The following is an 18,523-nucleotide window of genomic DNA, read 5'->3' as shown; positions in this document are numbered from 1 at the left end:
ATTACTCCTCTGGAACAACATGTTCACCGCGCTGAATAGCCTGCATGAACTGAAGTTTAAGTAACAACCTTTGCATGCCAACAATATCCAACCGTTCAGTATTGTGAGAGTTGTAGTCCTCACTATGCGAAATCTTTTCTTCACCCTGTTCTACATATTTCGAATAGTTAAGATCTCGCAAGTCCGGAGGAACACGGTAGTACTGTCCCATATCCTCTGCGGCCACCATCTCCTCACGACTAAGCAAGGCCTCATAGAGTTTTTCCCCATGCCGCGTACCAATCACCTCTATAGGGTGCTCAGGTTTACCAAGCAAGTCCGTCAAGGCTCGTGCCAAAGTATCAACCGTAGCCGCTGGAGCTTTTTGCACGAAAACATCCCCATTATTACCGTGCTTAAAGGCATATAACACCAAATCAACCGCGTCCGCTAGAGTCATCATGAACCGTGTCATATTAGGATCGGTCAGAGTCAATGCTTTCCCTGCTCTAATTTGCTCAATAAATAGCGGAATAACCGACCCACGAGAAGCCATCACATTGCCATAGCGAGTACCGCAAATCACGGTTTTCTCATCATCAGCATGTCGTGACTTTGCAACCATGACCTTCTCCATCATCGCCTTGGAAATACCCATCGCGTTGATTGGATAGACGGCCTTATCTGTACTAAGACACACTACACGCTTTACCTGGTTTTGAATCGCAGCTTCTAAGACATTCTCTGTACCGATTATATTTGTCTTGACCGCCTCCATGGGGTGAAACTCACAGGAAGGAACCTGCTTCAGTGCAGCCGCGTGGAAAACAAAGTCCACTCCACGAGCAGCATTTAGAATGCTTTGGTAATCCCGCACATCGCCTATATAGAACTTGAGCTTAGGACTCGCATAGCGCTTACGCATGTCATCCTGCTTCTTTTCATCCCGGCTGAAAATTCGGATTTCTTCGATCTCTGTGTCTAGGAAACGCTTTAACACGGCGTTCCCGAAGGAGCCGGTGCCGCCAGAGATTAATAGTGTCATCTTTTTAAAGGGCATGTGGGATCCTTACTTGTTCTCATATGCGTAACGAAACATAGCGATATTCGCCTCAATAGCATCTTGCTGCAAAAATTTATGCCTAGCCCAAGTCAATACATTTTCGCGCATTCCTAAGTGTTCCTCGGCGGACATAGCGGCCATATTCTCAAGGGCTGCGCCGAACGCCGCGGGATCATCTAACGACAAATCCCAACCAAGCCTTTTTTCTTGGAGACCACGCCAAGGAGTTGTATCAGCAATCAATAAAGGCAGTCCGGCACACAGCGCTTCGGCAATAACATGCCCGTAATTTTCGCCCTTCGTAGGCATAAAAAAACATCATAGTCGGCGATGGTTTCTATAACGTCTAGTGGCGAAAGAACGCCTTTATAAGCGACCTGAATATATGAAGGAAGAGTTTTGATGCTTTCTTGGCAGCGTGCCCAATAGTGCTGGTCCTCTATAGGCCCATAGATATCGTAAATAATAGGCGATTGAACCATCGCAAGTATTTTAATCGCACCTAGCAGATTTTTCATGGGAGAGATTCTAGAGACAAATACCAATCTCAAGGTCTTTTCATCTTTTGGCTCCATTGCATCGACAAAATCCATAGAGCCAATATCTTCTGCCACTTTGATAACCGCATTCTCTAAAACGCGACGAATATCTTCTGCTTCAAATTTTGAAGATGCTTGAAACACAATTCCTTTTTCGAGCCTTAACAGTTTAAATAATCTTATGAAAATCTTTTTTACGTACTTTCAAACTCAATGCACCAGCAGAAAGTTCTCCCCTTGGTCCCAACACAACTCGTTGCGCTAGCAGCTTCGAAATCAACAGCGGAAACAAGGAAAATCGTATAGAGAAAAAACTATTAAGATAAACTAAATCGTGTTCTCTAGAAAACATTATTTTTGATATTTGACACAACCCCTTAAAGCCCGGTTGCGAGTAAAACACTGAAGTAGCTTTAACTTCGTTCCATGCTCCTGGTTGGACATTGGAATAAACCGAGTTGTCGCCAAGATCCCTATCTTTTGTGATCAAGCGATAATCAATATTATTACTTGTTTGAGAAAACAGGTTAGCAAGAGTCTTTATTGGTCCGCCACCTTTATAGCCGGGAGAGTAATAGCCTGAAAATGCCAAGACATTTATTTTATTTCCGATCAAATCCACCGCCCCTAAATTTGTGTCATGTACATTAAAATAAACGTTCTAACAATAAAAAAAAGAACAAGAACAAGAATTATATATCAATCAGTTAGTTCAAAAACACATATAAATGAGAAGTAGCGTACTTAGAGCCAAAGGAGTAATTCTAGAAACCGTATACATAAGCAGAAAATATATTTTTAAAAACATCAAAAAATCATTAATCGCTATTTTTATTCGAATCAATTTCCATCAAAAATTTCTCAAACGAAATTGACTGAGTAGGTAAACTAAACTGCTCAGCTCCATCAAGAGCTTTCAAAAGACAGCGCTCATACTCCTCAGGCATTTGCATAAGCTTTTCGATGCGTTCTCTCCAATGATCAGCACTATTAGAATAAATCACCAACTCACTGACATTGCTAACGGTCTCCGGCAAACCTCCTCGTCCCGAAACCAGCACGAACTTGCGGCGGTAAAGCGCTTCTACAGAAATACGACCAAATGGCTCCTCCCAAGACGACGGTACAACTACTAAATCTACACTATCTATGAAAGGGATCGGATCCGGCAGCCATCCGTGGATATATACCCCTTTATAAGTTCTGACCTCTCCAGGGAGCAAAGATGGCGCTCCTAAGGCATGAAACTCTAATTCCGGGAAATCACTAGCTAGCTTCAAAAACACGTCGAAACCTTTTTCTCTTGAAACTCCGACCATCATTACCTTTTTAATTTTTGTTGGAAAATCACGGTTCGCATGATGAATCGACAAAGCGGGATATACAACTAAACTGTTTTTCTCGGGAAATTCGTGGAGATACTTTCGTCTCAAAAAGTCGCTATTAGCAATAAAAAAGTCGACGGCTTTTATCTCATGTATCCCTGGCCATCCTATCGTTACTTTATGAGCAAGGTATTTAGCCAAACTTTTCGGAGATAACACAGACCACTCCCAACCGTAACCCGGCAAATTCTCCATTGCCCTCACTATTGCACCTACAGGTAATCCAGCGTTTCTTGACACTTCGGATGCAACTCTAATAGTAGAGGTCGTGGCTAGAATTACATTTGGCAAAACTCTGTCAAGAAGATTTGATAGGGCATATTTGAAAAATAGCATTGACAAAAATCCACCGATACCCTTGCCTCCCATTTGAGAAAACGGCTCAATAACGATTAAACCCCCATCTCGATATACCCGTTTTCTTACGAGAGACATCATGGAAATAACGACTACCGTATGGTCTAGACGGGCGACACCCTCCAACAGAATTTGGTTTGATATTTCCCCCCCTTTTCCACCATTGTAGAAAGACGGCCGATATACCGGTGCGACAAACATAATCCTCATAGAAATTTATTCTTCCTAAAATTTCTTGTTCAAATGGTCAATATGCATTTACAGTAATACAAGCCCAACTTATCCAATCTTAGTTCAGAGTTACTTTAGATAGGGTTTATCCCAGTAAAACTCATATGGTATATATAATGAATTCAAGGCATTAAGTACTCTAAGATCACCTGCTTGTAATCGAGTTTGAAATTGTTCTTCCAGCGATATAATTCCATAGTTACTTAAATATCCATACCATAAGAACAAAATAAGAAAAACTGGAAAAAGTATGGATCGCGAACTTCTTATAGCAACTTCATTCTGAAGGAAATACATATATACAAACGCTGTCAACGTTATTAATCTGTAAAATATAGGATATAAGTTAATAGCCATATAACATGTGACTGCAATCAAACCAGAAATCACATACCCTACAGAAAGTCTACGAACTACAAAAAATGTACCTAGCACCATCAAGGAATACAATACCGAAACCGTTGACAATCTAGAGACAGAACTCTCTGTATAGTTAACTGCTTTTAAAAACACATAATCCATATTAAAAAAAGTTACTAAGACCACTATAAAAATAGGAATTATAGAATATAAAACTGCTCTTTTTCCAGCCTTAACAGCAATAATAGGTAAAAATATTAGCACGCTAATATGAAACCCTAATGCAAAGAAAAACAACACCCAAGACTTCCCATTTTCTTTTGATTGAATAGCAAGCATTATCAACAGAGCAGCCAGACCCGCACGAAGAGTATTGAAATGAAATTCAATATAAAACAATATCAAATATACAAAAATAAATAGAAACCTGTTTTTGGCTCTAGTGTAGCAAAAATATAGGAAAGTACCTTGGATAAAGCTAATAAAGAAAAGATAGCCTAAATCACTGCCAATCAATTTTGCATGGGTAAGGGTCAAAAAATAAAAAACAGGTTCAATCGTACCGAATCTTATCGTAAATGATGGATTTTCTGCAATTTCGTTATATATTAATAAATAATTAGGAGTATCAGGCCCAACCATTCCCCTCAAGCCTGGAAATAAAATTAATAATAGAAAACCAATAAATACAGCGCAACGAGCCACCCGATAAGATGTTCTTTCCGCGAGCCAGAAACAAAACAAGGCACAAAAAATCAAAACGAAATAAACTAACATTTTTTCTCTTAATTTCTATCATGATGAAGAATGTGTAAAACTGAAGTCAAAAACTGAATTTAAAGTAAAGCTTATTCTTACCTATCCTAATCCGTCTTCATATCTAATCAACACTTTATTCAGTAAAAAGCGTTATTTTTATTATTTCTCATACTGTGCTAACACAAAACTTAAACCATTTCGATTAATTTCACACACTTTGCTATACCCGACTAGAAATAAACTCTCGTACCTTTCTGATCTCAGTCTTAAATGTAATAAACCAACTAGCAAGCACCAGCAGCCAGAATCCCACCATCCAGTTTCCAAGCTTACTGCCCCACAATGTAAACACCATAGCAGCTACTACCGAAACTGCTGTGTAGCTATAAAGCAGCACCCTAGGTATAGGCTTCCACACGTATATAGAGAATTCGGTCCTCAGGAGAAAAAAGACCCAGAAAGAAAAACAAGTACTGGCGGCTGCCCCAGCCGCCCCGTAGGTTGGTATTAATAACCAGTTACCAGCTAAATTAACCATAAACGCTAGAACGGCAGCAAGCATCGAGAATGAACTACGCCTAGAAATACCTATACCTATAACCGTAGTTTCCGACAAAGTATACAGTAACGGTGCGCCCATACACGACACAACAATCCATCGTACAGCTGCATAATCAGGCGGTAAAAAAGGTGTGATACACCATGAAAACAGTCCCGCCAAAACAAACGCTAGTACAACAAGTGCCAGTATGTAACGACTTACCTGCTGAACCTGCTCAAGCCCGTGTCCGTTGTTCGCCCACTTATAGACCATAGGTGCCCAAACAGTGGAAAATACACTTTGCAGAATTGCAGCAGCAGCAGCAAAACTGGCCGAAACCGAATATATACCTAACTCTTCAAAACTCACCATGCTTCGTAGGAATATTTTATCCATGGTGGTCAGCCCCCAGAAGGCAACTCCGCCCATGATAAGTGGTAAGCCAAACCTGAGCATACTTTTGAGCTGAACAACATCCAATTCGCTGTGAATAGCCGCAAGCCACTCTTCACGGGTGTTCCAACCATATACCACACAAACAAAAGAGATGGCCGCCGCATTTGCTAAGACAAGATTAACCAGATCCTTTTCTGCTCCTACGATAACGTAGCTCCCGATAATGGCCAGCAATAACAACTTGGGAAGTAACTGACTCATAGAAAATGCTAGGCCACGCTCATTCATCCGGAGCACAAGGGACAGGAAGCGAGAGATGAAATTTACGACAAGTACAACGGCTACCAAGCCATTCAAATACCACTGCTCCATACCGAACAACCAATCAGCTAAGGCTCCTTTAAAGGAAAGTAGTACACCAAGTGAAATTAGTAATAGTGTCAAACCAGGCAATGTAGCCCTTTTCAGAAGAGCGGGCTTATTTTTTCCTCATGAAACTCCCTAACGTAAGACTGATCCAAGCCTAGGCTAAACAACAAAACGCTGAAACTAATTGCAACTTGGAACATAGCTATACGTCCTACATCCTCCTGAGTGAAAAACCATGTAATGACTGGCAAAGTGATCAGACTAAGAAGTGCCCCACCTATAGGGCCTATGGCGAAAGCCGCTATTTTCTTTGGGGTCACTTGCAAAGCTCAGTGTTAGCTTCTAAATAACTCTGTTGGATGCCATACATTACAGTCACCCCCTCCCTACTCTTGCTAATTATGCAACCCTCACGGAATCGTCTAAAAAAGTATCCTAACGTCGTCGTATGGAATGGACAATAATGGCATATCCTTCGCATGTAATAATCCTTCGGATATATAAGTAAGTCGGTCCTATTTTCCGGATCAAAAGCATACATTTTCAACTTGTATGCCTTATGAATATCACTGATTCGGACACCTAGAAAAAATCAAGACCTTTCATCAGAAACCAACACTGTCGTTTGAACTTAACGGAGCCAACATTATTAGTGGTACGTTTAGCACTCTGTGCATCTTTAATGATAAAGCGGCAGCGATCTTCATACTTGGTATGACTCTTGGATTTGTGACAACCGACAATACCTAAAACGCACCTTTTGCACATAAGCACTTCTTCGTTCGTCTTGATATTGACTGATCTCACCTGAATTTTCATTTCATTACTAACTCATCGATAAGATTGATGATTCCAGAGGAGTACTTTTTTACTACTTTTTCTAAATAATTTTCATTTTCACTTAGAAAGTCCATTTCTTTAAAGACTTCATTTGGTTGACATAGTTGAATTGAATTTCGGTCCACCACGTTGTAATAAGCCTTTCTTCCTATTTCTTTCTCTATAGTCTTAACCAATTCTTCTGGATTAAAAGCATAGTTTGGACATAAATTTAAAATCTTATTACGAAAATTCATATTGAATACCCAATCAAATCCTTTCACAACATCATCCACATCAATAATCGTTCTTACTGCACCTTTATAAACCGTAAAACTATTACCTGTATAGATATTTTTCACAAAACAGGGTAAAAGCGTTTCATTTAATACATGACCCGCAACCTGTGGCAGCCTCAATATCAAATAATTAGACGAATTATCTAATATCAATCGTTCCATTTTAGCCTTATGCATATAATAGTCATTTTTGCTATGATCAGCTAGAACGCTGCTAAAATAAACAAAACAAAAACTCTCATTATCGTGCAGATTTTTCATAAGCAGTTTTTCTTCTCTTTCAAATTCTGAACTCTTAGATTCATTAGAATTTGAAACACCCGAGCAAAAAAACAAACATTTATTCGAACCACTAGACATAAAAGCCTTAGCTAACATGCCATTTCCGATAATTTTATTACCCATGAAAAACCTCTTCCCAATTTGAACGTAACCTTTCATCATTAAAATAATCGCGCATTAAATTAATGTTTCTTTCTCTAATTTCTTTTGGTAATTTTTTTAATAATTCATCGTCAGATAACTCATAAATATTTAAACCAATATCTGAAAAGAATTTATATGGGGTAATGGTTGATTTCAAGACGACCTTCTTCCCGAGGCTCAATAAACCAATAATATTACCCATAGCCTGCTGTCTATCATGATTAAATATAGCTACATCTATACAAGCCATATAAGAGTTATACTCGTCAAAACTCATATAATCTACAATTGGTATAAATTTATTTCCAATCATTTTTTTCCAAAAGAAATCACAGCCTCTCTATGCTCTACAGACCCATATGATAAAGGACATAAAACTTTAATATTCCTATCTTTAAATTTGGATATTTTTTCTATGATTTCAAAATGATTATTGCTTGGATCAGCAGAGTTACCAATTTGAATAAATACATTCTGTCCTTTATCAAGCTTGCATTCAATTTGATTAGAATCTCTATATAAGTGACTTTGGTACATCAAATTATGAATAAACTTTGAATTTGTAGAATACCATTTCTTAACGAGTTCATAATCTCCGGGTACAGTTGTAGAGAAATAAGCCATTCGTCTAATCACAGGCCTACGAAATAACTCCCTAAATCTCCATTTCCAGTTACGCTCACCTAGTTGATAGACATATAGATCTCCTCCCCACATTATCCAGTAACTTTTTTTTAAAAGCCAAGGCATGAAGAATAAAATAATCACAAACTTCTGATCAAATAGGCCATGCAGAATAATTTTTTTGCTTGATGAGATTTTATAATGACCTTTGCGTAAAATATCAATTTTCCTAAGATACTTATTTTGCTAAGATAGATATTCTTATCTCTCTTAAGCTCTCTTTCTGCCATTCCATTGGTGAGCAAAAACTCATGCTCGAAGGAGTTAAAGTTTTCCTTAACAAACTCAATAAATGGAGGAATAAATTTATCACAACTGGCAATATGGAGTGTTTTTTTAGTCATATAAACCTACTTCACCAAATCCACCAAGTATTGGCCGTAACCATTTTTCGAAAGCATTCTTGCTGCTTCCAAAACTTGCTCGCTACTGAGCCAGCCTTGGTTGTAAGCGATCTCCTCCAAACAAGCGATCTTATATCCTTGGCGCTTTTCAATAGTTTCAACGAACAACCCAGCTTCCAGAAGACTTTCGTGCGTACCTGTATCCAGCCAAGCGAATCCCCGTCCCATTAGCTCGACGTTCAGGTAGCCACGCTCCAGATACACCTGGTTAATACTCGTAACTTCCAGCTCACCTCTGGCAGAGGGTGTAACTGCTTTAGCTATCTCCACGACATCATTATCATAAAAATACAACCCGGTTACCGCAAAATGGGATTTAGGCTTAAGAGGCTTTTCCTCAATAGAAACAGCTCGCTTTTGTTTATCAAACTCCACTACACCAAAACGCTCAGGGTCTTTTACCTGATAGCCAAACACTGTTGCGCCTTTTTCACGTTGGGCCGCGCTTTTAAGCATGGGAGTGAAGCCCTGTCCATAGAAAATATTGTCTCCTAGCACCAGACAGACCGGATCATTGGCGATGAATTCCTCACCAATGATGAAAGCTTGAGCAAGACCATCCGGGCTCGGCTGGATAGCGTACGTCAAATTGATACCAAAACTCGCACCATCACCCAAGAGTCGTTGGTAACTACTAATGTCGTCGGGGGTACTAATCAATAAAACATCCCGAATCCCCGCCAACATCAGCACTGATAAAGGGTAATAAATCATCGGTTTGTCATAAATGGGCAGCAATTGTTTTGATACCCCCTTCGTAATTGGATACAAGCGTGTGCCGGAACCACCGGCCAGAACTATGCCTTTCATATTCAATCCTTATGTTCTTACGCCGAGTCGTTCTCGCTGGTAGCTACCATCTTGCACTCGCTCACACCACCTAGTATTGTTCAAATACCATTCAACGGTCTTACGAATTCCGGACTCGAAAGTTTCCTCCGGTGTCCAACCTAATTCACGTTGAATCTTACTAGCATCAATGGCGTAGCGTAGGTCGTGGCCAGGACGATCTGTTACGTGGGTAATCAGCTCTCTATAGGAAAGACTCGGTAGGCCATTACTCCGCATTGCGGCGCGGATACTCTCCGAAGTTGCAGAGAGCGGCCGTAGTTCATCGAGCAAATCGCAAAGAGTGTGTACAACTTCAATATTCTGCTTTTCGTTATGACCACCGATATTATAGGTTTCGCCTATTCGCCCCTCATTTAACACGAGATAAAGCGCGCGAGCGTGATCTTCAACATAAAGCCAGTCACGAACCTGATCTCCTTTCCCATATACTGGTAAAGGCTTGCCTTCCAAGGCATTCAAGATCATCAACGGAATTAGTTTTTCCGGAAAATGATAAGGTCCATAATTATTTGAGCAGTTGGTAATTAAGATCGGAAGCCCGTAAGTTCTTTGCCAAGCACGAACCAAATGATCAGAGCTAGCTTTACTGGCCGAGTAGGGCGAGCTAGGCGCATAGGGCGTAGTTTCAGTAAATAGATCCTCAGGGCCTTCGAGATCACCGTAAACCTCATCAGTGGAAATATGATGAAATCTGAAATCTGCTTTACGTTCATCACCCAGTCTATTCCAATATGCTCGCGCAGCCTCAAGTAACGTATAAGTGCCAACGATATTAGTTTCGATAAAAGCTGCCGGACCATCGATCGAGCGATCCACATGGGACTCAGCTGCAAGATGCATAACCCTATCCGGTTGCTGCTCTCTGAAAACGCGGTCAAGCTCAGTACGGTTGCAGATGTCCACCTGCTCAAAGTCATAACGCTCGCTGTAACAACTATCGCCAAGGGACTCAAGGTTACCGGCGTAGGTCAGTTTATCCAGATTGACCACTGCATCCTGAGTATGTTGGATAATATGGCGTATGACTGCAGAGCCTATAAATCCAGCCCCGCCAGTTACTAAAATTTTCATACTTTCGACTCCATTAAAGATACGACTCAGTCATTACCGAACAAATCGCGTGTATAGATTTTTTCCGACACATCTTTAATTTCAGTCGTAACTCGGTTTGCTACTATGACATCTGAAACCTCTTTGAACTGGTTCAAATCATGCAGAACACTTGAACCGAAGAAGCTCTTCTCTTCCAGCACCGGCTCATACACGACTACCTCGACCCCTTTAGCTTTGATACGCTTCATGACCCCCTGAATAGCCGAAGTCCTGAAATTATCCGAGCCAGACTTCATCACTAAACGATATATACCTACCACTTTAGGACTTCTTTCTAAGATAGACTCAGCAATGAAATCCTTACGCGTACGATTTGAATCCACAATCGCTCTAACCAGGTTGTTAGGCACTTGATCGTAATTTGCCAACAACTGTTTAGTGTCTTTAGGCAGGCAGTATCCGCCATACCCAAAGGACGGGTTGTTGTAATGGTTACCGATACGGGGATCTAGTCCTACACCTTCAATAATTTGTTTTGTACTCAGCCCATGTATCTGAGCATACGTGTCTAACTCATTGAAGTAGGCAACTCGCATGGCTAGGTAGGTATTAGAAAATAATTTAATAGCCTCTGCCTCGGTGGCATCCGTAAATAGTACAGGAATGTCCTGTTTGATTGCGCCTTGCTGCAGTAAGCTGGCGAACGTTTCAGCTCGCTTACTATGCTCACCAACAACAATGCGTGATGGATGTAAGTTGTCGTGCAGTGCCTTACCTTCGCGTAGAAACTCCGGCGAAAACAAAATATTATTTGTGGCGAATTTCTCTTTAATTGACTTTGTGTAGCCAACAGGTACCGTCGACTTAATAACCATCACCGCACTTGGGTTGATGTTAAGCACATTTTGAATAACGGCTTCTACGCTAGTAGTATCAAAATAGTTGGTTTTTGGATCGTAATCAGTCGGGGTAGCGATAATTACAAAGCTGGCCCCTTCGTAGGCAGTGCTTGCATCAGTAGTAGCACTCAGACTTAAGCTATTATTTTCCAAATAATGCTGTATCTCTGCATCCTCGATGGGCGAAATCTTGTTATTAATTTGCTCTACTTTCTGAGCAATAATGTCAACAGCCACTACCGTGTTGTGCTGCGCTAGCAATACCGCATTAGATAGACCTACATATCCTGTGCCTACCACTACTATCTTCATAATTAATCTTCCAGTTTATTCTAATTCAGTATTTCATATACTCAGTTTAAGAATCTGATGTTCGCTCTAGCTCTGTTTTCAACGCTGCAATTTCTTTTTGCAATATTTCATACTCACGCATTTTTCGTTGTAAAAACTTTACGGTTAATTCAGTTTTCTTTGCGATACCTGCAGGGGTCAATAAATACACATAACCGCTTTTATTCTTGTTATTGCGGAAGTTGTTGATTTTTAGCAAACCCTTGTCGACTAGAGCCTTAATGCAATAGTTGGTTTTACCCACACTGATGCCCAGTTCCTCAGCCAGTTCGCGTTGGCTAAGATGTGGGTTCTGCTCCAGCACCCGTAGCACTTCCAGGTGGCTTTCTTCGTACAGTGCGGTGTATTCAGGGCGTTTCATAATAAAAAAGCCGGGGATACCGGCTAGCGTTCAATGATTGAACGCAACTATAGCACGCTCACTAAGAGGAAAGAGAAGCAATTCTCAGTTCTGAATAAAAAGTAACTATATAGATCTTTTATTACAGTTCTATGTTTCTATTATGTGACAAGTAAAAATGAAAATTACTTTAAATTTCAAGTTTATGCATTAGCTTTCAACTAAGCGTCCTAAAGAGTTGTTACGCTACATGCGGCCCAGAAATAGATACTTTTAATAGAATCAAACAAGCACTATTTTAGCATTCCATAATGCTCTATCTGCTCAGCTCCGGTCGTATAAGTCAGAACATCAGTCACCGTTTCATCAACTTTTTCACATAAGGCTAATATCGCGCGCAGCGCGGCCTCCCTCTGTGCTGGGTCTGAGTTTGTCAGGCCCAGGCGGGCGTGAATCGTAATCGTTGTGATGGCACTGTCGTACTCATCTATGGCGGTAAGTAAAGGCATGCCCGTAATGCTAGCGCCATTTAACCTCTAGTTACAAGTCAATAGACGATAATGCGCAGAAAAGACTTTGGAGTAACGAATGCCCTCGGGATATTCTGGCTTTGATCAGGATGTTTGCAGTATGTCTAACACCGTATCAAGCTCATCTCGCCAGTCCACAGGCTCAATGCCATAAACAAATTGTATTTTTTCACCGCTTAACACTGACCACGCCGGGCGCTTCGCCGGGGTTGGGTATTGCGTAGTCTCGATGGCATTAACTACGGGTATTCTGCCTATTAAACACCGGGCATGGGCCTGACGAAAAATCTCTACGGCAAACTCATACCATGTACAGGCTGGGCTACCGGCGTAATGGTAGATTCCCCAATCCAGCGTACCGTGCAGACGGTAACGACCAGCCAAGCCCCATAATGCGTCTGCCACGCTCCTTACCGAGGTAGGGCTTCCATATTGATCGTTCACCACCCCTAGCTCGACGCCGCTGGGGCCCATTTCCAGCATCTTGTTAACAAAGTTATTGCCATAAGCGCCAAACAGCCAACTGATGCGTAGGATTAGGCTGTTGGGGCATTCGGCCAGCAGGGCTTTCTCGCCAGCCAGCTTGCTGGCGCCGTAGACACCTAGAGGCCCGGTGGCGTCATCTTCGGTATAGGGTTCATCAGCCTCGCCGGAAAACACGTAATCGGTTGATACATGAAAAACCGGAACCCTGGCTGCCTGCGCACTGCGTGCCAGGTTGGCTACGCCGTCCCTGTTAACAGCATAAGCCTGTTCAACCTCAGATTCGGCCTTGTCTACCGCCGTGTAGGCCGCCGCGTTAATAAGCAGGTCAGGTTTAAAAAGCTGTACCGTCCGCTCCACCGCTTCGGCATCACTGATATCCAGCTCGGCAGAGCTTGGCGCCAGTATAAAAGCGCCTCCGGGTGAGGTGCGCACCAACTCATGGCCTAACTGGCCGCTTGCACCGGTGATCAAAGCCCGAAGTCGCTTTTCGCTCATAAGCTCAGAAGTTCTTGCAGCAAAGGGTTGTTTAATTGAAGGTAATCATAACCATTTTTAAACGCTCTCATCTTCCGCAACCCGCACATCAGGCCTTACAGTAGGTTTCTAAAAGTGAGCAAGTCAGTGCGCCAGTCAGTGAGCAAGTCAAAACCATCCTCAATAGCTGCGTGGATCAACCACTAAGCAGACAAGAGCTATTGGCTGCCATTGGCTTATCTAATGCTTACATGAACTATAAGCGCCACATTGTGCCATTGTTGGAACAAGGGCTTCTGGAGATGACTATTCCTGAAAAACCAAATAGCCGCTTACAGAAATACCGGGTGACGAAGACTGGCCGCTGGCACCGGTGATCAAAGCCCGAAATCGCTTTTCGCTCATAAGCTCAGAAGTTCTTGCAGCAAAGGGTTGTTCTTATCCTTCTCGGAAAGCAGCGGGTTATCCACTGGCCAGGGAATACCGATTTCCGGATCATTCCACAGCACTCCTCCTTCATCTTCCGGAAAGTAAAAGTCAGTACACTTGTATTGAAAATCGGCCACGTCGCTGAGTACGCAAAAACCATGGGCATAACCGGGTGGTACCCAGACTTGACGGTGGTTCTCATCACTTAGCTCCACCGCTGTATATTGTCCACAGGTAGCCGACTGCGGGTTAATGTCGACGACCACGTCATAAACCAGCCCACGACTAACCCGCACCAGCTTGCCTTGTGGACGTGTGCGCTGAAAATGCAACCCACGTAACACGCCACGCGGTGAGCGAGAATGGTTGTCTTGCACGAAAGGCAGCTCTATGCCGGCCTCCCGGTACCGCTCAGCGTGGTAGACCTCGGTAAAAAAGCCCCGACTGTCTCCAAACACATTGGCTTCGATAATTAATACACCTGGCAACGCGGTTTGTATCACTTTCATGTCAGTGCTGTATCAAGGGTTTTTCAGATATTGGCCATAGCCGGTCTTGCTTAAGTCCAGCTTATGCAAGTGCCACTCTACGGTTTTACGAATTCCAGATTCAAAACTTTCTTCGGGCGCCCAGCCCAGTTCATTCTGGATTTTTGACGCATCAATGGCATAGCGTACATCGTGCCCCGGACGGTCTTCCACATGGCGAATCAATGAGGCATGCGGTATGACTGGAGAACTGGGATGTAGCTCGTCCAGTAAATGGCAGATGGCGTGTACGACTTCAATATTCTGCTTCTCGTTATGGCCACCAATGTTGTAGGTTTCACCCGGCTGCCCCGTTGTCAGCACCGCATACAGTGCACGCGCGTGATCGTCCACATACAGCCAGTCTCGAACCTGAGTACCCTGCCCATAAACCGGCAGCGGCTTGCCTGCCAGTGCATTGACGATAACGAGCGGAATAAGCTTTTCAGGGTAATGGTAGGGACCGTAGTTGTTGGAGCAGTTGGTTATCAGCGTAGGCAAGCCATACGTCCGTCGCCAGGCCCGCACCAAATGGTCAGCCCCGGCCTTGCTTGCCGAATAAGGCGAGCTAGCCCGGTAACGCTGGGGCGAACTTAGTTTTCTTTTCAACCATAGCGGAAAAAGCGGCGACAAGGTAACGAGCAAGGCTTATCTACCTCCCCGTTTCATTCTGTGAAACCACATTGTGGTACTCGAACCCTATTTCTACAATTCAATTCATCTTGTCGAGTGTCTATTTAAACCACAACATGCATGACCATGGGAGACTAGTTATGAGTATTACATTACGCCCGGCCACTCCGGGATTTGGTTTGGAAGCTCAAGGTATTGATGTCAGCCAGCCCTTAACCGCAGAACAGGTAGCGATACTGCAGCAGGCATGGCTGGATGCCGATGGTATTTTGTTTTTTCGTAATCAAAACCTGACTCCCGAGCAACATATAGCATTTAGCGGGGTATTTGGTAATGTCTATAGTGAAGGCGCTAAAAACAACCCAGCGCTCGCCCACTACTACTTAGAAGGCCACCCAGAAATCTATCAGGTTTCAAACAAACAAATAGATGGCAAGCCTGTAGGGCGGGAAGACGCCGGTACCTTCTGGCACTCGGACGCTTCGTGGCATGCTGCTCCCCCTACAGGCTCACTGCTTTTGGCGCGAGAGCTACCTACTGTAGGCGGCGATACGATGTTTGCTAATATGTACCGTGCCTATGAAACCCTTTCTGAACCGATGAAGCAGATGCTTAGCGGCCTGGAAGCCTCGCATTCAATTTTAACGGCAGCCCTTCAAACAAGTTATGCAAAAGAATATGTGGGCAAGCTGGATCAGGCCAGCCAGAAACAAGCCGTCCATCCACTAATTAAGGTGCATCCTGACTCTGGCCGCAAGGTACTTTTTGTGAACCCTGGCTTTACCTCGCACATTATTGGTATCCCGACGGCAGAAAGTCGCGCCATTCTGGATTTTTTGTTCGAGCACTCAACTCAGCCCGATAACGTGTATCGCCATGTTTGGCAGCTTAACGATTTATTGATGTGGGATAACCGCTGTGTAATGCACTACGCCGTGCCTAACTATAAGGCCCACGGCATTCGTTACATGCATCGCACCACAATCAAGGCTCCTGAAGTCGCCGGTGCCTTATAGCAATCGTACAACCCTATGCCCGCCTAATGCTATCGATAACTGGTTTGCATGCTCAAGTATAGGCTCTACCAGGCTTTCCATTTTTTCTGCATTCAAGCGGGCGTACGGGCCCGATACACTGATCGCACCGAGCAACTTCCAGTCAACGCCATACACTGGCGCTGAAATGCTGGCTACCCCGGATCCCGTTCACCGCTAGAAGCGTAATACCCCTTTTTCGTATCGCTTCGAAGGCTTCGCCCTGCTCGCCGCTGAAGGCCAGAATGGTTTTCCCCGGACTCCCTATCTCAAGCGGCAGCGACTGGCCAATACGAAAATAATGACGGCCAGCCAACGGGCCTTCGGCTCTGTATAGACAAACTCGTGTGTGGTCTTCTTTCACAAAGAAGGTTGCACTTTCATTCGCAATTTTAGCGAGCTTCTTTAGTACAGGTTCTATTGAGGTAGAAAGGTCCAAAGACGCCTGATACCGTGCACCCAGCCACCCAGCAGCCGACCCTAAGCGCCAGGCTCCATCATGGCGTCGCACCAGATACTGATACTCAGCCAAGGTGCGGGCCAAGCGTAATACCGTTGTTTTATGTAAGGCGCTGCGTTTACTGAGCTCAGCTAGCGACAGATAACCATCTTGTAAGGTGAAGCATTGCAACAGAGTCAAGGCCCGCGCTACAGCGATGACTGTGCCACTTGCTGCGCTGTCTGTGTTTGAGGTGCTCATTGGTCTTCACCAAAGACTTAAGGTCAGCATCGCGAAGACAACGCTGATCTTAAGTCGTTAAATAACAGTCGCTTATTAAGCCTCTGCTCTTTTTCTGGTTTGCAACCTTTTATAAGAACGCCATATAGGTAACAGCACCATCACAAGAATTACCGCCCACACCACTTTGGAAATCGGGCTAGCAAACAGAATGGCGATATCTCCGTCGGAGATCGACAAAGCACGGCGTAAGTTATCCTCCATAAGCCCACCCAAGACGAATCCTAGCAAAATTGCCGATAGCGGAAAGTCGAGCTTTCTGAGGATATAGCCCACGACACCGATTCCTACCATCAAGAGCAGATCGAAAGGCGACGAGTGCACTGACCACACACCCAGCATCGTAATGATGGTGATGAAGGGAACCAGGACCCAGGTAGGAACCAATAAGATGCGAGCAAAAACACCAACCATCGGTATGTTCAGTACGAGCAACATGATGTTCGCTATGAATAGCGAGGCTATTAACCCCCAAACCATGTCGGGCTGTTGCTGAAAAAGCAACGGACCCGGCGTTATGTTGTACAAGGCAAGAGCCCCCATCATGACCGCAGTAGTACCCGAACCTGGTACACCGAGTGTCAGCATAGGCACCATTGAGCCGGTCGCTGCAGCGCTATTCGCTGTCTCCGGAGCAGCCAGACCCCGTAAATCTCCTTCTCCAAACTTACCGCTTTCGCCTGCTATGCGTTTTTCATTGCTGTAGCTTAATGCCGTTGCAATCAATAGGCCCGCACCAGGGAGAATTCCAAATAAGAACCCTGTTAAGGCACTGCGCACATTCGTCCACCAGACGAAAGAGACTTCTTTCAAATTGAAAAGCTTTCTACCTGTGGTGCTGGCAAGTTTTGAACCAATTTCTGTTTTTTCCATTAGCGTCAGAATTTCACTAACTGAAAACAGACCAAGCACTAATACAACAAACTGTATGCCGTCTGATAAACCTAGCGTGCCAAAAGTAAACCTGTACGTGCCCGTGCTTCCATCAATCCCTACTGCTGACAAAAACAGGCCGAGCATGGCTGCCATTAAGGTCTTTAGCGGTTTATCACCAACCATGCCTCCGAGGCAGACAATCGCAAACACCATCAGCGCAAAGTACTCCGAAGGCCCAAAAGCTATCGCCCACTTTGCCAGCAAAGGAGCAAATAACACAAAACCAATGGCTGCAGAAAAGGTGCCAAGAAATGAACTCCAGGCCGAGATGGAAAGTGCAATACCCGCCTTCCCCTGCTGAGCTAAAGGGAAGCCATCCAGCGTACTCATGACTGCGCCAGCCTCACCCGGAATATTCAGCAGTATGGATGAGATACGTCCGCCATACTCACATCCCAGATAAACAGCGGCTAAAAGAATTAATGCCGAGTCAGGCGGTAAACCAAGTGCAAAGGCAACAGGAATCAGTAATGCAATACCGTTAACCGGACCTAAGCCAGGCAGTAGCCCAACCACAGTGCCTATCAGTGAGCCCGCCAGAGCGACCAAGAGGTTAAGTGGCCGCAAGGCAACCTCAAAACCCAGTCCTAAGAAATTTAATGTATCCATCGACTTTCTGTTTTTATAGC

At 43.7% G+C, this 18,523-nt stretch carries 21 protein-coding genes and 3 pseudogenes; 2 read left to right on the top strand and 22 right to left on the bottom strand.

Going from position 1 to position 18,523, the window contains the following annotated elements:
* Nucleotide 1: 1 nt before the first annotated feature.
* From L1889_RS17380 to rfbD, 18 genes are all read right to left on the bottom strand, one after another.
* On the bottom strand, nucleotides 2-1,039 hold the full coding sequence (locus L1889_RS17380) for a polysaccharide biosynthesis protein (RefSeq protein ID WP_238666271.1): 1,038 nt from the start codon (nucleotides 1,037-1,039) through the stop codon (nucleotides 2-4).
* Between the two features lie 9 nt (nucleotides 1,040-1,048).
* Entirely contained in the window at nucleotides 1,049-1,285 is a 237-nt protein-coding gene (locus L1889_RS17375) for a hypothetical protein (RefSeq protein ID WP_238666270.1), read from the bottom strand.
* On the bottom strand, nucleotides 1,282-1,725 hold the full coding sequence (locus L1889_RS17370; RefSeq protein WP_238666269.1) for a hypothetical protein: 444 nt from the start codon (nucleotides 1,723-1,725) through the stop codon (nucleotides 1,282-1,284). The genes L1889_RS17375 and L1889_RS17370 overlap by 4 nt, the downstream gene beginning before the upstream one ends.
* Before the next feature lie 25 nt (nucleotides 1,726-1,750).
* On the bottom strand, nucleotides 1,751-2,197 hold the full coding sequence (locus L1889_RS17365) for a hypothetical protein (RefSeq protein ID WP_238666268.1): 447 nt from the start codon (nucleotides 2,195-2,197) through the stop codon (nucleotides 1,751-1,753).
* A 202-nt stretch (nucleotides 2,198-2,399) separates the two neighbouring features.
* A complete protein-coding gene (locus tag L1889_RS17360) occupies nucleotides 2,400-3,524 on the bottom strand; it encodes a glycosyltransferase (protein ID WP_238666267.1) in 1,125 nt (374 codons plus the stop codon).
* A 99-nt stretch (nucleotides 3,525-3,623) separates the two neighbouring features.
* The gene (locus L1889_RS17355) at nucleotides 3,624-4,691 is read right to left on the bottom strand and encodes an EpsG family protein (RefSeq protein ID WP_238666266.1); all 1,068 of its coding nucleotides are present in this window, start codon (nucleotides 4,689-4,691) and stop codon (nucleotides 3,624-3,626) included.
* Nucleotides 4,692-4,893: 202 nt separating this feature from the next.
* A complete protein-coding gene (locus tag L1889_RS17350) occupies nucleotides 4,894-6,063 on the bottom strand; it encodes an oligosaccharide flippase family protein (RefSeq protein WP_238666265.1) in 1,170 nt (389 codons plus the stop codon).
* A gap of 11 nt (nucleotides 6,064-6,074) precedes the next feature.
* Complete coding sequence (locus tag L1889_RS19340) at nucleotides 6,075-6,299, bottom strand: oligosaccharide flippase family protein (protein WP_372871868.1); 225 nt, start codon at nucleotides 6,297-6,299, stop codon at nucleotides 6,075-6,077.
* Between the two features lie 495 nt (nucleotides 6,300-6,794).
* Entirely contained in the window at nucleotides 6,795-7,502 is a 708-nt protein-coding gene (locus L1889_RS17345; RefSeq protein WP_238666264.1) for an NAD-dependent epimerase/dehydratase family protein, read from the bottom strand.
* Complete coding sequence (locus L1889_RS17340; RefSeq protein WP_238666263.1) at nucleotides 7,495-7,836, bottom strand: hypothetical protein; 342 nt, start codon at nucleotides 7,834-7,836, stop codon at nucleotides 7,495-7,497. Before L1889_RS17340 ends, L1889_RS17345 begins: the two co-directional genes overlap by 8 nt.
* A complete protein-coding gene (locus tag L1889_RS17335) occupies nucleotides 7,833-8,291 on the bottom strand; it encodes a TDP-N-acetylfucosamine:lipid II N-acetylfucosaminyltransferase family protein (protein WP_238666262.1) in 459 nt (152 codons plus the stop codon). The genes L1889_RS17340 and L1889_RS17335 overlap by 4 nt, the downstream gene beginning before the upstream one ends.
* A complete protein-coding gene (locus tag L1889_RS17330) occupies nucleotides 8,288-8,551 on the bottom strand; it encodes a hypothetical protein (RefSeq protein WP_238666261.1) in 264 nt (87 codons plus the stop codon). The genes L1889_RS17335 and L1889_RS17330 overlap by 4 nt, the downstream gene beginning before the upstream one ends.
* A gap of 6 nt (nucleotides 8,552-8,557) precedes the next feature.
* Nucleotides 8,558-9,421 carry a glucose-1-phosphate thymidylyltransferase RfbA gene (gene rfbA, locus L1889_RS17325; protein WP_238666260.1) on the bottom strand — a complete coding sequence of 288 codons (864 nt, stop codon included), beginning with the start codon at nucleotides 9,419-9,421 and terminating at the stop codon, nucleotides 8,558-8,560.
* A gap of 9 nt (nucleotides 9,422-9,430) precedes the next feature.
* Nucleotides 9,431-10,534 (bottom strand): dTDP-glucose 4,6-dehydratase, encoded by a 1,104-nt coding sequence (gene rfbB / locus L1889_RS17320; RefSeq protein ID WP_238666259.1) that lies wholly within the window; start codon nucleotides 10,532-10,534, stop codon nucleotides 9,431-9,433.
* Nucleotides 10,535-10,560: 26 nt separating this feature from the next.
* Nucleotides 10,561-11,727 (bottom strand): nucleotide sugar dehydrogenase, encoded by a 1,167-nt coding sequence (locus tag L1889_RS17315; protein ID WP_238666258.1) that lies wholly within the window; start codon nucleotides 11,725-11,727, stop codon nucleotides 10,561-10,563.
* Between the two features lie 46 nt (nucleotides 11,728-11,773).
* A complete protein-coding gene (locus L1889_RS17310; RefSeq protein WP_238666257.1) occupies nucleotides 11,774-12,127 on the bottom strand; it encodes a MarR family EPS-associated transcriptional regulator in 354 nt (117 codons plus the stop codon).
* 272 nt (nucleotides 12,128-12,399) lie between these two features.
* A complete protein-coding gene (locus L1889_RS17305) occupies nucleotides 12,400-12,615 on the bottom strand; it encodes a hypothetical protein (RefSeq protein ID WP_238666256.1) in 216 nt (71 codons plus the stop codon).
* A gap of 105 nt (nucleotides 12,616-12,720) precedes the next feature.
* Nucleotides 12,721-13,617, bottom strand: a complete 897-nt coding sequence (rfbD, locus tag L1889_RS17300; protein ID WP_238666255.1) for a dTDP-4-dehydrorhamnose reductase — start codon at nucleotides 13,615-13,617, stop codon at nucleotides 12,721-12,723.
* Nucleotides 13,618-13,769: 152 nt separating this feature from the next.
* Between rfbD and L1889_RS19335 the strand changes: the two are divergent.
* A pseudogene (locus L1889_RS19335) lies at nucleotides 13,770-13,973 on the top strand (Fic family protein); the annotation flags it as partial.
* A gap of 24 nt (nucleotides 13,974-13,997) precedes the next feature.
* Here the strand turns inward: L1889_RS19335 and rfbC are convergent.
* Both rfbC and L1889_RS17290 read right to left on the bottom strand, forming a co-directional pair.
* Nucleotides 13,998-14,534, bottom strand: coding sequence for a dTDP-4-dehydrorhamnose 3,5-epimerase (gene rfbC / locus L1889_RS17295; protein WP_238666254.1), 537 nt, complete (start codon nucleotides 14,532-14,534; stop codon nucleotides 13,998-14,000).
* 12 nt (nucleotides 14,535-14,546) lie between these two features.
* Nucleotides 14,547-15,131: pseudogene (locus L1889_RS17290) on the bottom strand (dTDP-glucose 4,6-dehydratase); the annotation flags it as partial.
* A 194-nt stretch (nucleotides 15,132-15,325) separates the two neighbouring features.
* Here L1889_RS17290 and L1889_RS17285 point away from each other — a divergent pair.
* Nucleotides 15,326-16,201, top strand: coding sequence for a TauD/TfdA dioxygenase family protein (locus tag L1889_RS17285; RefSeq protein ID WP_238666253.1), 876 nt, complete (start codon nucleotides 15,326-15,328; stop codon nucleotides 16,199-16,201).
* Here L1889_RS17285 and L1889_RS17275 read toward each other — a convergent pair.
* Nucleotides 16,196-16,919 (bottom strand): annotated as a pseudogene (locus tag L1889_RS17275) (IclR family transcriptional regulator). The gene L1889_RS17285 and the pseudogene L1889_RS17275 overlap by 6 nt on opposite strands.
* Before the next feature lie 75 nt (nucleotides 16,920-16,994).
* Nucleotides 16,995-18,503, bottom strand: a complete 1,509-nt coding sequence (locus L1889_RS17270; protein ID WP_238666250.1) for a tripartite tricarboxylate transporter permease — start codon at nucleotides 18,501-18,503, stop codon at nucleotides 16,995-16,997.
* Nucleotides 18,504-18,523: the final 20 nt, after the last annotated feature.

Source organism: Paenalcaligenes niemegkensis, from assembly GCF_022230885.1.
Taxonomy (GTDB): Bacteria; Pseudomonadota; Gammaproteobacteria; order Burkholderiales; family Burkholderiaceae_B; genus Paenalcaligenes; species Paenalcaligenes niemegkensis.
The sequence above is the reverse complement of the archived record's forward strand: the minus strand, read 5'-3'. Positions and strand labels throughout refer to the sequence as shown.

Coding starts and splice junctions, on each gene's coding strand:
- rfbC (WP_238666254.1), bottom strand. CDS start 14,534: ATGAAAGTGATACAAACCGCGTTGCCAGGTGTATTAATTATCGAAGCC.
- L1889_RS17360 (WP_238666267.1), bottom strand. CDS start 3,524: ATGTTTGTCGCACCGGTATATCGGCCGTCTTTCTACAATGGTGGAAAA.
- L1889_RS17355 (WP_238666266.1), bottom strand. CDS start 4,691: ATGTTAGTTTATTTCGTTTTGATTTTTTGTGCCTTGTTTTGTTTCTGG.
- L1889_RS17310 (WP_238666257.1), bottom strand. CDS start 12,127: ATGAAACGCCCTGAATACACCGCACTGTACGAAGAAAGCCACCTGGAA.
- L1889_RS17285 (WP_238666253.1), top strand. CDS start 15,326: ATGAGTATTACATTACGCCCGGCCACTCCGGGATTTGGTTTGGAAGCT.
- L1889_RS17330 (WP_238666261.1), bottom strand. CDS start 8,551: ATGACTAAAAAAACACTCCATATTGCCAGTTGTGATAAATTTATTCCT.
- L1889_RS17345 (WP_238666264.1), bottom strand. CDS start 7,502: ATGGGTAATAAAATTATCGGAAATGGCATGTTAGCTAAGGCTTTTATG.
- rfbD (WP_238666255.1), bottom strand. CDS start 13,617: ATGAGCGAAAAGCGACTTCGGGCTTTGATCACCGGTGCAAGCGGCCAG.
- L1889_RS17340 (WP_238666263.1), bottom strand. CDS start 7,836: ATGATTGGAAATAAATTTATACCAATTGTAGATTATATGAGTTTTGAC.
- L1889_RS17305 (WP_238666256.1), bottom strand. CDS start 12,615: ATGCCTTTACTTACCGCCATAGATGAGTACGACAGTGCCATCACAACG.
- rfbB (WP_238666259.1), bottom strand. CDS start 10,534: ATGAAAATTTTAGTAACTGGCGGGGCTGGATTTATAGGCTCTGCAGTC.
- L1889_RS17270 (WP_238666250.1), bottom strand. CDS start 18,503: ATGGATACATTAAATTTCTTAGGACTGGGTTTTGAGGTTGCCTTGCGG.
- L1889_RS17380 (WP_238666271.1), bottom strand. CDS start 1,039: ATGCCCTTTAAAAAGATGACACTATTAATCTCTGGCGGCACCGGCTCC.
- rfbA (WP_238666260.1), bottom strand. CDS start 9,421: ATGAAAGGCATAGTTCTGGCCGGTGGTTCCGGCACACGCTTGTATCCA.
- L1889_RS17315 (WP_238666258.1), bottom strand. CDS start 11,727: ATGAAGATAGTAGTGGTAGGCACAGGATATGTAGGTCTATCTAATGCG.